Annotated in this window: 11 protein-coding genes; all 11 read right to left on the minus strand. The window is 70.6% G+C overall.

All coding sequences use genetic code 11. The features are described 5' to 3' along the window. Positions 1-54 precede the first annotated feature (54 nt). Positions 55-1,131 (minus strand): glycosyltransferase, encoded by a 1,077-nt coding sequence (locus tag ABH923_RS03455; protein WP_370053987.1) that lies wholly within the window; start codon positions 1,129-1,131, stop codon positions 55-57. After that, positions 1,128-2,378 (minus strand): putative lipid II flippase FtsW, encoded by a 1,251-nt coding sequence (gene ftsW, locus ABH923_RS03460; protein ID WP_370053989.1) that lies wholly within the window; start codon positions 2,376-2,378, stop codon positions 1,128-1,130. The genes ABH923_RS03455 and ftsW overlap by 4 nt, the downstream gene beginning before the upstream one ends. Continuing rightward, positions 2,341-3,891 carry a UDP-N-acetylmuramoyl-L-alanine--D-glutamate ligase gene (gene murD, locus ABH923_RS03465; protein ID WP_370053991.1) on the minus strand — a complete coding sequence of 517 codons (1,551 nt, stop codon included), beginning with the start codon at positions 3,889-3,891 and terminating at the stop codon, positions 2,341-2,343. Before murD ends, ftsW begins: the two co-directional genes overlap by 38 nt. After that, positions 3,888-5,000 carry a phospho-N-acetylmuramoyl-pentapeptide-transferase gene (mraY, locus tag ABH923_RS03470; RefSeq protein WP_370053993.1) on the minus strand — a complete coding sequence of 371 codons (1,113 nt, stop codon included), beginning with the start codon at positions 4,998-5,000 and terminating at the stop codon, positions 3,888-3,890. Before mraY ends, murD begins: the two co-directional genes overlap by 4 nt. Continuing rightward, a complete protein-coding gene (murF, locus tag ABH923_RS03475) occupies positions 4,997-6,430 on the minus strand; it encodes a UDP-N-acetylmuramoyl-tripeptide--D-alanyl-D-alanine ligase (protein WP_370053994.1) in 1,434 nt (477 codons plus the stop codon). Before murF ends, mraY begins: the two co-directional genes overlap by 4 nt. Continuing rightward, entirely contained in the window at positions 6,430-7,974 is a 1,545-nt protein-coding gene (locus tag ABH923_RS03480; protein ID WP_370053995.1) for a Mur ligase family protein, read from the minus strand. The genes murF and ABH923_RS03480 overlap by 1 nt, the downstream gene beginning before the upstream one ends. 68 nt (positions 7,975-8,042) lie before the next feature. Further along, positions 8,043-9,785, minus strand: a complete 1,743-nt coding sequence (locus ABH923_RS03485; protein WP_370053996.1) for a peptidoglycan D,D-transpeptidase FtsI family protein — start codon at positions 9,783-9,785, stop codon at positions 8,043-8,045. A gap of 25 nt (positions 9,786-9,810) precedes the next feature. Beyond that, positions 9,811-10,521: a hypothetical protein gene (locus ABH923_RS03490; RefSeq protein ID WP_370053997.1), complete on the minus strand. Its 711-nt coding sequence runs from the start codon at positions 10,519-10,521 to the stop codon at positions 9,811-9,813. Next, complete coding sequence (rsmH, locus tag ABH923_RS03495; protein ID WP_370053998.1) at positions 10,518-11,468, minus strand: 16S rRNA (cytosine(1402)-N(4))-methyltransferase RsmH; 951 nt, start codon at positions 11,466-11,468, stop codon at positions 10,518-10,520. Before rsmH ends, ABH923_RS03490 begins: the two co-directional genes overlap by 4 nt. 106 nt (positions 11,469-11,574) lie before the next feature. Then, positions 11,575-12,006: a division/cell wall cluster transcriptional repressor MraZ gene (mraZ, locus tag ABH923_RS03500; RefSeq protein ID WP_370057278.1), complete on the minus strand. Its 432-nt coding sequence runs from the start codon at positions 12,004-12,006 to the stop codon at positions 11,575-11,577. A 250-nt stretch (positions 12,007-12,256) separates the two neighbouring features. Beyond that, a complete protein-coding gene (locus ABH923_RS03505) occupies positions 12,257-12,637 on the minus strand; it encodes a DUF3040 domain-containing protein (RefSeq protein ID WP_179605608.1) in 381 nt (126 codons plus the stop codon). Positions 12,638-12,674: the final 37 nt, after the last annotated feature.

Genomic DNA, 12,674 nt, shown 5'->3' on the forward strand with positions numbered 1-12,674 from the left:
TGCTGCTTTCGGTCCACGAGTCGAGTTGACAGGTTACAGGCTACGCGGCGAACCTCAGGATCCGGTCAGGGCGCTCCGGATCAGGGCGACCATGCGGTCGGAGCCGTCGCGCACGCCCGTGACCGCGGCTTTGCGCGCCATCTCGGCCACGGCCGCGCGGTCGGCGAGCAGCGGGAGCAGCCGCCCGTCGACCCAGGAGGGCAGGAAGTCCGCGTCGTCCACGAGGATGCCGCCGCCGGCCTCCACGACGCCCGCCGCGTTGAAGCGCTGCTCGCCGTTGCCGATCGGGAAGGGCACGTAGACGGCCGGGACACCGAGGCCCGCGAACTCGCAGACGGTCGCGGCGCCCGCACGGGCGACAGCGAAGTCGGTCAGTGCGAAGGCGAGGTCCATGCGGTCGCAGTAGTCGAGCAGCCGGTAGTGCTCGATGCCGGGATCGGTCAGCTCGCCGCGGCCGCCCTGGATGTGGAGCACCTGCCAGCCGGCGGCGGTGAGCTGCGCGGCGCGGTCGGCGATGGTGCCGTTGAGCCGACGCGCGCCGAGCGAGCCTCCGGTGACCAGGAGGGTCGGGCGGTCGGCGGATAGTCCGAACTCGGCGAGGGCGGCCGGGCGGGCGGCCTCCCTGTCGAGCTGCTCGATCTCGCGGCGCAGCGGCATCCCGACGAACCGCGCGTGCCGCAGCGGCGTGCCCTCGAACGCGACGCCGACCCACGGGGTGGATCGCGCGCCGAGCCGGTTCGCGAGCCCCGGCCGCGCGTTCGCCTCGTGCAGCGCGTATGGCACGTGCGCGCTCCGGGCGGCCGAGTAGGCGGGCGCGGCCGCGTAGCCGCCGAAGCCCACCACGACGTCGATGCCGCGCTCGCGGATCAGGTCGGTGACCGAGCGCACCGCGCGCCGGTACTCACCGGGGAAGCGCAGCGCAGCGCCGTTCGGGCGGCGCGGGAACGGCAGCTTCGGGATGGTGGCGAGCTCGTAGCCGCGGGCCGGGACGAGCCGTGCCTCCAGCCCCTCCTTGGTGCCGAGGACCACGACCTCCGCGGACGGGTCGTCGCGGCGCAGGCGGTCGGCGACGGCGAGCAGCGGGTTGACGTGGCCGGCGGTCCCACCACCGGCCAGGAGGTAGCGGCTCACAGGGCGCTGGCGCGACGGGCGTCGCGGGCGTTCTGGCGGGCGAAGGACATCACGATGCCGATTGCGATCATGGAACTGATCATCGCAGTCCCTCCCGCAGAGATCAGTGGGAGCGGCACGCCGAGCACCGGGATGACGCCGAGCACGACGGCGATGTTCACGAACGCCTGGAAGATCAGCCACACCATGATCGCCGCGGTCGTGACGCGCGGGAAGGTATCCGTCGAGGCGTGGATGATCCGCAGGAACACGATCGCGAGCATCACGAACAGCAGGAGCACCACGACGGCCCCGATCAGGCCGAGCTCCTCGCCGATGATGGCGAAGATGAAGTCCGTGTCGGCGGCGGGCAGCCACGACCACTTCGAGTGCGAGTTGCCGAGGCCGACGCCGAACACGCCGCCGGAGGCCAGCGCGTAGAAGCCGTTGTCGATCTGCCAGTTGACGTCCGGGTTCGCGGCGCTCGTGCCGCCGAAGAGCGCGGCGATGCGCCCCATCCGGCTGGCGCTCGACATCGCCACCACGACGGCGACGATGGCGACGCCGACGAGTCCCGTGAACAGGTAGCGCAGCCGTACGCCGGCGAAGTAGAGGCCGCCGAGGACGAACGCCGACATGACGATCGTCGTACCGAGGTCGCCGCCGAGCACGACGACGCCGATGGCGCCGCCCGCGATCGGGAGCACCGGCAGCGCGACGTGCCGCCAGTCGTCGAGGAGGTCCTGCTTGCGGGCCAGGACGACGCCCAGCCAGATGACGAGCGCGATCTTGATCGCCTCCGACGGCTGGCCGACGAACCCTCCGACGCGGATCCAGTTGCGGTTGCCGCCGATCTCCACACCGAGCGGTGTCACCAGCACCAGGAACTGCAGGAAACACGCCGCGCCGAGGATGAACCAGATCGACCGCTTCCAGAAGTTCATCGGGATGCGCGAGACGATGAACATCAGCGGGAGCCCGATGAGCGCGTACATGCCCTGCGACCAGAACCGCGAGAAGAAGTTGTCGGTGTCGTTGTGGGACTCGACGGCGGACGACGAGAGCACCATGACCAGCCCGAACACGACCATGAAGAGCGTGATGCCGAGCAGCAGGAAGTAGTCGGAGGACTCGCTGTTCATCGCCCGGCCGAGCGAGATGCGGGTGGAGAAGCCGCGGGAGTCCGCGGGCTGCCCGGACTGTCCCGGCTGCTCCGGCTGATCGCGCGGGTCAGGCCCCCGGCGGACGCGAGGCGGGCTCGTCGTCATCCGCCTCACCTCCAAAGAACTCGTTGACGGCCGCCTGGAAGAGACGTCCGCGCTCGGCGTAATCGGTGAACTGGTCCATCGACGCCGCCGCCGGTGCGAGCAGGACGGTGTCCCCCTCGCGGGCGAGACCGCCGGCCAGCCGGACCGCCAGCGGCATGACACCCTCAGTCTCGTCGGCCTCCACCTCGAGCACCGGCAGCCCGGGGGCGTGTCGCTCGAATGCGGCCAGCAGGGCGGCTCGGTCGACCCCGATCAGGACCGCCCCGCGCAGCCGTTCGGCGTGCGCGGACACGAGCTGGTCGATGTCGACGCCCTTGAGGAGGCCGCCGACCACCCACACCACGGACGGGTACGCGCGCAACGACGCGTCGGCGGCGTGCGGGTTGGTGGCCTTGGAGTCGTCCACCCAGCTCACGCCGGCCTCCACCCGCACCAGCTCGATGCGGTGGGCGTCGAGGCGGAACGCGGTGAGCACGTCGCGGATGACCTGCGGCTCGACGCCGTAGGAGCGGGCGAGGGCGCTGGCGGCGAGGATGTTGGCGACGACGTGCGGGGCGGCGAGGCCGGCCTCCGCGAGCTCGTCGAGAGTGGTCAGCTCGATGGCGCTGTTGCGGCGGTCCTCAAGGAAGGCGCGGTCGCAGAGGATGCCGTCCACGATGCCGAAATCGCTCGGGCCGGGGATGTCGAGGCCGAAGCCGATGGCGCGGGCGCCCTCGATCACCTCGGCCTCCTCGACCATGCGCAGGGTGTTCTGGTCGGCGCGGTTGTAGACGCAGGCGACCTGGGCGTTGTCGTAGACCTTGGCCTTGGCGGCGATGTACGCCTCCATCGAGCCGTGCCAGTCGAGGTGGTCGTCGGCGATGTTCAGGCAGGCGGCCGAGTACGGCGAGAGCACGCCGCCGCGGTTCCGGTTGACCCAGTGGAGCTGGTAGCTCGACAGCTCCACGACGAGCACGTCGAAGCCCTGCGGGTCGCGGATGGCATCGAGCACCGGCACGCCGATGTTGCCGCACGGCGCGACGCGGGAGCCGCCGGCGAGCAGCATGGTCGCGGTGAGCTGGACGGTCGTGGTCTTGCCGTTGGTGCCGGTGACGCAGATCCAGTCGGCGGGGCTGTTGCCCGATCCGGGAGGGGCTACCTTGTCGCGGAGCCGCCAGGCCAGCTCGATGTCGCCCCAGACCGGGAGGTCGCCCCGGTCGGCCCAGAGCAGCAGCGGGTGGTCCCAGTGGAAGCCGGGCGAGACGACGATGAGCTCGGGGTCGAACTCCACGAGCCGCGCCGGCGGCGCGCTGAGGTCCGGCTCCTCCAGCAGCTCGGCGCCGATGACCTCCAGCAGCATGGCGCGCTCGGCGTCGGCGCGGGAGGCGACCACCAGCACCTGCGCGCCCAGCTCGGCGAGCGTGTCGGCGACGGAGAAGCCGGTGACGCCGAGGCCGAACACCGCGACCCGCAGCCCCGACCAGTCGTGATGCCAGCTGGTGAGCGCCTCCAGGCGCTCCCGGGATCCGGTCACGTCGCGAGCCACTCGAGGTAGAACGACCCGACGCCGGCCGCGACGAGGAGGCCGCCGATGATCCAGAACCGGACGACGACCGTCACCTCCGCCCAGCCTTTCAGCTCGAAGTGGTGGTGGATCGGGCTCATCAGGAAGATGCGCCTGCCGCGGGTGATCTTGAAGTACGCCCGTTGGACGATCACCGAGCCCGCCTCGATCACGAACAGGCCGCCGATGAGGACGAGCAGCAGCTCGGTGCGGCTGAGGATCGCGAGCGCCGCGACCGCGCCGCCGAGGGCGAGCGAACCGGTGTCGCCGAGGAAGATCTGTGCGGGCGAGGTGTTCCACCAGAGGAACCCGACCACGGCGCCCACGATCGCCGTCGCGACGATCGCCAGGTCGAACGGATCGCGCACGTCGTAGCACTTGGCGAGGTTCTCGGGATTGAGGTTGGGGCTCGCGCACGACTGGATCGACTGCCAGAACCCGATGATGATGTACGCGCCGATGGCGAGGATGCTCGCGCCGGACGCCAGCCCGTCGAGGCCGTCGGTCACGTTCACGCCGTTGGAGGTCGCGGCGACGAGGAAGTTGATCCAGATCAGGTAGAGGCCGTAGCCGACCAGCACGCCGATCACGCCGAACTTGGTGATCGAGCCGAAGTCGATCGGCAGATCGCGGATGAACGAGACGCTCATCGTCGCGGGCGTGTAGCCGCGCCCGTCCGGGAACCGGACGGCCAGGAAGGCCCAGACCGTGGCCACGATGACCTGCCCGGCAACCTTCGCCCAGCCGGTCAGGCCGAGACTGCGCTCCCTGCGGGTCTTGAGGAAGTCGTCCACGAACCCGACCACACCGAGGCCGACCATGAGGAACAGCACCAGGAGGGCGGACACGCTCGTCTCGTCGCCCGTCAGCAGCAGCGCGGTGAAGTAGCCGAACAGCGTGCCGAGGATGACGACGATGCCGCCCATCGTGGCCGTGCCGCGCTTGGCGTGGTGGCTCTGCGGCCCGTCGTCGCGGATGAACTGGCCCCACTGGAGCCGCCGGAAGAGCCGGATGAAGAGCGGCGTCAGGAACAGCGTGAACGCCATCGACAGCGCGCCGGAGGTCAGAAGGGCTCTCACGAGAAGAATTCTCCCAGTCGGTCGCCGAGGAAGCGCAGCCCCGCCGAGTTGGAGGATTTGACGAGCACCGTGTCCCCGGAGCGGAGCGCACCGCTGAGGTGGTCGAACGCCGCGTCCTGGGTCTCGAAGTACAGGGACTCCCCGTCCCACGAGCCCTCGTTGATGGCAGTGATGTGCATGCGCCGCGCGGACGGCCCGACGATGATGAGCTGGTCGATGCCCAACCGGACGGCGAGGAGGCCGATCCGGTCGTGCTCCTCGCCGGAGAACTCGCCCAGCTCGCTCATCTCGCCGAGGACGGCGATGGTGCGCTCCCCCGGCTCGGCGATCTGGGCCAGCGTCTTGATGGCGGCGGACATCGAGTCGGGGCTCGCGTTGTACGCGTCGTTGATGACGGTGACGCCGCGGGCGCCGCCCATGACCTCCATCCGCCAGCGCTCGGCGCGCTGGACGGTCTCCAGGGCGCTCACGATCGTGTCGATGTCCACACCGAGGGTGTACGCGGCGGCCGCGGCGGCCAGCGCGTTCATGACGTGGTGCTCGCCGAGCACGCGGAACTGCACGGGACGCGACTCCCCCGCGCCCTCGCCGCCGTCGGCCGGCGGGAGGTGCAGCACGAACGACGTGCCGCGCGCGGTCGAGCGCACGTCGGTGGCCCGCACCGACGCGCGGTCGTCCAGGCCGAACCACAGGACGCGGGCGAGGGTCTTGTCCGCCATCGAGGCGACGCGCGGGTCGTCCAGGTTGAGGACGGCGACGTCGGACTCCAGGAGGTCGCTGACCATCTCGGTCTTGGCCGCGAGGGTCTTCTCGATGCCGCCGAACTCGCCGGCGTGCGCGAGGCCCACCTTGAGGACGATGCCGATGTCCGGCCGGGCCATCCGCACCAGCCGGGTGATCTCGCCGATGCCGCTCGCGCCCATCTCGGCGACGAGGTACTGCGTCTCCTCGGTGACCTCCAGCATCGTGACCGGCGCGCCGACCTCGTTGTTGAACGACGCCCGCGGGGCGATGGTCGGCCCGAGCTGCTCCAGGATGGCGCGCAGCAGGTTCTTGGTGGTCGTCTTGCCGTTGGAGCCGGTGACGCCGACGATCCTCAGCGTTCCGAGCGCGCGGACGCGGGCGATCACCTCGGTGGCGAGGTCGCCGAGAGCCACGACGGTGTCGGGCACCAGGAGCTGCGGAACCGGCAGGTCGAGGGCGTGGTCGACGACCAGGAGGGCCGCGCCGGCCTCGACGGCCTGTGGGGCGAAGAGGTGGCCGTCCGTCGTCTCGCCGGGCTTGGCGAAGAAGATCGTGCCGGGCACGATCTCCCGGGAGTCGGTGGTGGAGAGCCCCGTCACGACGGTCTCCGGAGTCGCTCCGGTGTCGTCGAGCAGGAGCTCGCCGCGGGTCGCGGCGGCGACCTCGGCGAGGGTGAGGGCGATCATCAGAGCCACCCGGCCTCTCGCAGCGCGAGCCTGGCGTCGTCGCGGGCCGAGTACGGGAGGCGCTTTCCGGCGACCTCCTGGTAGTCCTCGTGCCCGGGGCCCGCGTAGAGCACCACGTCGCCGTCGCCGGCGAGCGAGAGCGCCGTGCGGAAGGCGGCGCGCGGGTCGGCGACTTCGTAGAGCTCGGCGTCCGGCACGGCGGCGCGGGCGCCGTCGAGCAGCGCGGCGCGGATCAGGGCCGGGTCCTCCGAGCGCGGGTGGAAGTCGGTGATGACCACCGCGTCGGCGCCGCGCGCGGCGATCGCGCCCATGTCGGCACGCTTGGTGGTGTCGCGGTCGCCGTCGGCGCCGAAGACCATGACGATCCGGCCGTCGGTGACCCGGCGCAGCGCGCCCAGCAGCGACAGGAAGGCGTCGGGCGTGTGCCCGTAGTCGATGAAGACGACGGGGCCGCGGTCGCCGGAGAGGCGCTCGGTGCGTCCGGGGACGTAGGCGTCGATCCCGCCGTCGCGCTCCAGCGCCGCGCCGATGGCGTCGAGGTCGTAGCCGGACTCCACCAGCATGACGATCGCGAGGGCCGCGTTGGCGGCGTTGTAGGCGCCGAGCAGCGGGACGCTGGTCTCCAGGCGGCGCCCGTCCGGGCCGGCGAGCTCGAAGACCGTCTCCTCGATGGTCTCCTCGATCACGGTCAGCGTCCAGTCGGCGTCGACGCCCGGCACGCTCGCGAGCGTGGAGACCGGGATGCGGGACTGCTCGACCAGCGAACGGCCCCACTCGGAGTCGACCGTGACGACGCCGCGGCGTGCGCGGTCCGGCTGGAAGAGCTCCAGCTTGGCCGCGAAGTAGTCGTCCATCGCGGCGTAGTCGTCGAGGTGGTCGTGGCTGAGGTTGGTGAAGCCGACGACGTCGAACTCGATGCCGTCGACGCGGTGCCGGCTGAGCGCCTGCGCGGAGACCTCGACCGCGACGGCGCGGACGCCCTCCTCGCGCATCCGGGCGAGCAGCGCGTGCAGCTCGCTGGCCTCCGGGGTGGTCAGCTTGCTGGTGATCGCGTGCTCGCCGATGCGGCGCTCGGCAGTCGAGGACAGCCCGGCGACGACGCCGAGCTGGCCCAGGATGCCGTAGAGCAGGTAGACGACGCTGGTCTTGCCGTTGGTGCCGGTGACGCCGAACAGCGTGGCCGCGTTCTCGTCGGTGCGATAGACCCATCTCGCCACCGCGCCGAGGGCGGCGCGCGGGTCGGGCGTCACGATGACGGGGACTCCCGCGTCGGCGGCGAGCTCCGCGCCCGCTGCGTCGGTCAGGACCGCGACGGCTCCCGCTTCCACGGCGGCGGCGGCGTAGCTCGCGCCGTGCGCGTTCTTGCCCGGCACGCCGACGTACAGGTCGCCCGGCTCGACCGCCGAGCTCGCGAGGGCTGCTCCGGTCACCTCGACGGCGTCGAGGTCTCCCCGGACATCCAGCCCGAACTCCGCGACCAACTGGGCAAGCGGGCGGGCGACGGGATGCTCGGGGCGCAGGGAGGAGGGCGCCGGTCCTGTCACGGGGCTCACTTTCAGTCGGGGGTTCGTGGATCGCGAGACGGTCGGGGCGACGGCGTCTCGGTCGGGGTTCAGTAGTAGGGCGGGTAGTCTGCCGGGCTCGACGTCGACGGCTTCACCCGGTAGGTCTTCAGCACCTGGCTCATGATCGTGTGGAACAGCGGAGCGGCAGCAGCCGACGAAGTAATGGTAGTCGGGAACCCGAGGTTGACCGAAACGACGTACTGCGGATCGTCCACCGGAGCGACCCCCATCACCGACACGTAGTACGACGGCAGATACCCGCCCTTGCCGTCCGGCTGCTGGGCCGTACCGGTCTTCGCGGCGACGTTGTAGCCGGGGATCTTGAGCTGCTTCGAGAGCTCGCCCTGGGTGGTGACCGACTCCAGCATTCCGAGCGTCGTGCTGGCCGCGCTGGGCGACACGACCTTCACCGGGGTCGGCTTCGGGACATCGGTGACGGTGCCGTCCGCCTGCTTGCAGCCCTCGACCATCGTCAGCGGGATGCGGGTGCCGCCGTTGGCCAGCGCCTGGTAGGCGCTCACCATCTGGAGCTGGGTCGTCGAGACGCCCTGGCCGAACATCGTGGCGTACTTGGTCTGGTCGTCCCAGGACGACACCGGGTGCAGGAGGCCGGAGGACTGGCCGGGGTACGGGAGGCCGGTGTCGTCGCCGATCCCGAACTTCTTGAGGTAGTCGTACCTGGTCTGGTCGGCGAGCGCGCGGCCGAGCTGCGACATGCCCGTGTTCGAGGAGTTCATCAGCACGCCCGTGAGGGTCAGCCGCTCCGGCGCGTGGTATCCCGAGTCGTGCAGGTCGGCGCCGTTGCCCGACTTCCACTCGTACGGTGCCAGCACCTGGCTGGTCGGCGACGCCTTGCCCTGGTCGATGAGCATGGCGGCGGTGAGCGCCTTGAAGGTGGAGCCGGGCTCGCGCGGGTCGGTGAGCGACTGGAGGCGCCAGTACGACGGGTCGGTGGCGTCGATGTTGTTGGGGTCGAGCGCGGGCCACTGGGCGATCGCCTTGATCTTGCCGGTCTTCGCCTCCGCCACGGTCACGAAGCCGAACTTCGATCCGGTCGCCGTGACCTGCTGGGCCAGCGTCTGCTCGGCGAACCACTGCAGGTCGCTGTCGACCGTGAGCTCGAGCGTGCCGCCGTCCTTCGCCTTCTGCTGAACCACCGTGCTGCCCGGGATGGCGACCCCGTCCGCGCCACGCTGGTAGGTCTCCAGCCCGTTCTTGCCGGCCAGGCAGCCGTTCTCGCTGTCCTCCAGGCCGCCGTTGCCGCCCTGCGAGACGTAGCCGATCAGGTTGCCGGCCACGGCGCCGTTCGGGTAGCTGCGCGCCTGCGTCTTGCCGAAGGTGAGCCACGGGTACGGCAGCTTGTCGAGCTTGTCGAAGGTGGTCACGTCCATGCCCGACTTGATGAGCACGTACTTGGACTTCGGGTCGGCCTTCAGCGCGTCGTCGAACAGCTTCACGACGGCATCGCCGCCCTGGCCGGTGATCGCGCCGATCTTGGCGGCGGCCTCCACCATCTTGTCGCGGCCGCCCGCGACCGCGTCGGACGGCGAGGCCTGCGCGGTGTACGTGTAGATCGTCGTCGCAAGGATCTTGCCGCTCGCGTCGACGATGTCGCCGCGGTTGCCGTAGAGGGTGTTGGAGTCCTCCTTGGCGTTGACCGACGCCTTCTGCAGGGCGTCGGCGCGGACCACCTGGATGTCGACCAGCTTGCCGCCGAGGATGGCGACGAACGCGGCGACCGCCACGACGGTGAGGGCTGTGCGCCTCCGCAGCATCTTCCTGTTGATCACGCCCCGCGTCCGTCCCGTCGCGTCGTCAGTGCGTCACCGGTGTCGGCAACGCTCCCTGCAACGGTACGGACGGCTTCGCCGGAGTCGTGGATGCCGCACCCGCGCTTGCGGAACTCCCAGCTTGCGCGGCCCCCGCGGCGGCCGCGGGAGCGCCGGTCACGGTCTGCCCCGGCGCCGCCGCGAGCGGCACGCCGTTGAGCTGCGAGTTCGGGACCAGGTTACCCTGGCCTCCGGTCACGGTGCCGGCCGCGCCGGTCGCCGCGATGGGCGCGCCGAGGACCGCGCCGTCGGAGAGGCGCAGGTAGGCGGGGTTGCTGTTGCTCACCATGCCGAGCGCGTTGGCGTTGGCGGCGAGGTTCTGCGGCGACGTCAGCCGGTTGAGGTCCTCCGAGGCGGCCTGGTAGCTGCGCTGGAGCTGCGTCTGCTGGGTCTGCAGCGAGCTGAGCTGGTAGGCGCCCTGGGAGACCCCGATGCTGAGCAGGAGCTGCGCGACCACGATCACGAGCAGCGACGACACCGCGGTGATGGCGTACACGGTGCGCGGACGCGCACGGCGCTGGCTGCGGGTCGACACCACCTCGAGGTGGGAGCGGCGCTCACGTGCCGGCTGCTCCGGCCTGTCGAGCAGCGGCGCTGGCGCGTCCAGCTTGGGCGCGGTCGCCGCCGTGGACGCCGGAACGTGCCAGCTCATCGTCGGCCGCCTGCGGACCCCCGTCCCTATGGTGTTGCTGCTCACGAGTCCCTCCTCACTCGTTCGGCCGCGCGCAGGCGCACCGGAGTGGCCCTCGGGTTCGCGGCCTTCTCCTCGTCGTCCGCCAGCTCCGCGCCCCGGATCAGCAGCTTCAGCTGAGGCCGGTGCTCCGGCAGCTCGACGGGAAGCCCCGCCGGTGCGCTGGAGCGCGACCGCGTCTGCAGCTCGCGCTTGACGATGCGGTCCTCCAGCGACTGGTACGCCTCCACGACGATGCGGCCGCCCACCGCCAGCGCGTCGATCGCGGCAGGGATGGCGCGCTCCAGCACGGCCAGTTCCTGGTTCACCTCGATGCGCAGCGCCTGGAAGACGCGCTTGGCGGGATGCCCCTGCCGCTGAATCGCGACGGGCGTGGCCTTCTGCAGGATGTCGACGAGTTGGCCGGAACGGACGATCGGCGCGTTCTGCCGCTCCTCCACGATGCGGCGGGCGTAGCGGGCGGCGAGCTTCTCCTCGCCGTAGTCGCGGAAGATGCGGCGCAGGTCCGCCTCGGAGTAGGTGGCGAGCACGACCTCGGCCGTGAGGTCGCTGGTGCCGTCCATGCGCATGTCGAGCGGCGCGTCCTTGGAGTACGAGAAGCCGCGCTCGACGCGGTCGAGCTGCAGCGACGAGACGCCGAGGTCGAACAGCACGCCGTCGATCTCGTCGAACCCGAGCCCCTCGATGGCGTCACGGATGCCGTCGTACACGGTGTGGACGAGGTGCACTCGGTCGCCGAACCGGGCGAGCCGCTCTCCGGCGATGGCAAGCGCCTCCTGGTCGCGGTCGAGGCCGACCAGGGTGACCTCGGGGAAGCGCTCCAGCACGCCGGCCGAGTGGCCGCCCATGCCGAGCGTGGCGTCCACGAAGACGGCGCCCGGCTTCTGGAGGGCGGGGCCGAGCAGCTCGATGCAGCGTTCGAGGAGGACGGGGGTGTGGATGTCGTCTGTCATGTCCGCACCCGGGAGGATCGGCTCCTGGTTCCGGATCCCCATCCATTCCGACCTGCCACCGGGGAAGTGGTGTCAGGGCGTATGGCTGGGAGTCCGGCGCCAGGCGCTAGAACAGTCCCGGGATCACCTCCTCCTCCGTGTTCGCGAATGCTGCCTCCTGCTCGGCGAGGTACGTCTCCCACGCCTCCGCGTCCCAGATCTCGGCGCGGCTGCCCGCGCCGATCACGACCAGGTCCCTGTCGAGACCCGCGTACGTCCGCAACGAGGTCGGGACGGTGACCCGGTTCTGCTTGTCCGGGACCTCCGCGCTCGCCCCCGAGAGGAAGACGCGCAGGTAGTCGCGGGCCTGCTTGCTGGTCACCGGCGCCTGCCGGATCTTCTCGTGGAGCGATTCGAACTCGCGCTGCGAGAAGACGTAGACGCAGTGCTCCTGACCGCGGGTCAGGACGAGACCGGACGCGAGCTCATCCCGGAACTTGGCCGGCAGGATGATGCGCCCCTTCTCGTCCAGCTTGGGGGCATAGGTGCCGAGGAACATCGGTGCCACCCCCCACTCTCCCGGCCACGGTTGCGGTGTGTCTCCACTTTACTCCACTCCCATCCACAAAATCTGCCCAATCGGGAATTTTGCCCCGTTTAGGGGTGTTTGAGGCGCGGAATCACGCGGTAGAAGGCAGTGGAGGGAAATGGAGGGTGAATGCACTCCCGGGGAGTGCAGAACGCACGAAAAAGGGCCGATCCGAAGATCGGCCCGAAAGGCGGGTGCGGAGTGGAGTGCGGTGGAGGGGCTACTGCTGCCCGTCCTGGCGCTTGTCCCAGCGGTCGTTCATGCGGTCCATGAAGCCGGGCTGGCCACGGGTCGGCTTGCCGGACGAGCCGGCGGCCGCCGCGTCGGGATCGATCGCCACGCGCTTGCCCGGCGCGATGGCCAGGAGCACGCCGCCGAACATCACCACGAATCCGAGGATCCCGACGATGGGGAGCTGGACGAAGACGCCGGTCACGAGGACCGCCACGCCGATGACGGCGACCAGGATTCCGAGGACGATCGACCGGTACGCGGGGCGAGCCCGCTTGCCTCCGACCTTCGCGACGAAGTCCGCGTCATTCTGGTAGAGACTGCGTTCCATCTCTTCGAGGAGGCGCTGCTCATGTTCTGAAAGCGGCATCCGGATCCCCCTCTTTCTAGCGGGTTCTAGGCGTTGT

This window comes from Leifsonia sp. EB41, assembly GCF_041262565.1.
Lineage (GTDB): Bacteria > Actinomycetota > Actinomycetes > Actinomycetales > Microbacteriaceae > Leifsonia.

Coding starts and splice junctions, on each gene's coding strand:
- ftsW (WP_370053989.1), bottom strand. CDS start 2,378: ATGACGACGAGCCCGCCTCGCGTCCGCCGGGGGCCTGACCCGCGCGAT.
- murF (WP_370053994.1), bottom strand. CDS start 6,430: ATGATCGCCCTCACCCTCGCCGAGGTCGCCGCCGCGACCCGCGGCGAG.
- rsmH (WP_370053998.1), bottom strand. CDS start 11,468: ATGACAGACGACATCCACACCCCCGTCCTCCTCGAACGCTGCATCGAG.
- mraZ (WP_370057278.1), bottom strand. CDS start 12,006: ATGTTCCTCGGCACCTATGCCCCCAAGCTGGACGAGAAGGGGCGCATC.
- ABH923_RS03505 (WP_179605608.1), bottom strand. CDS start 12,637: ATGCCGCTTTCAGAACATGAGCAGCGCCTCCTCGAAGAGATGGAACGC.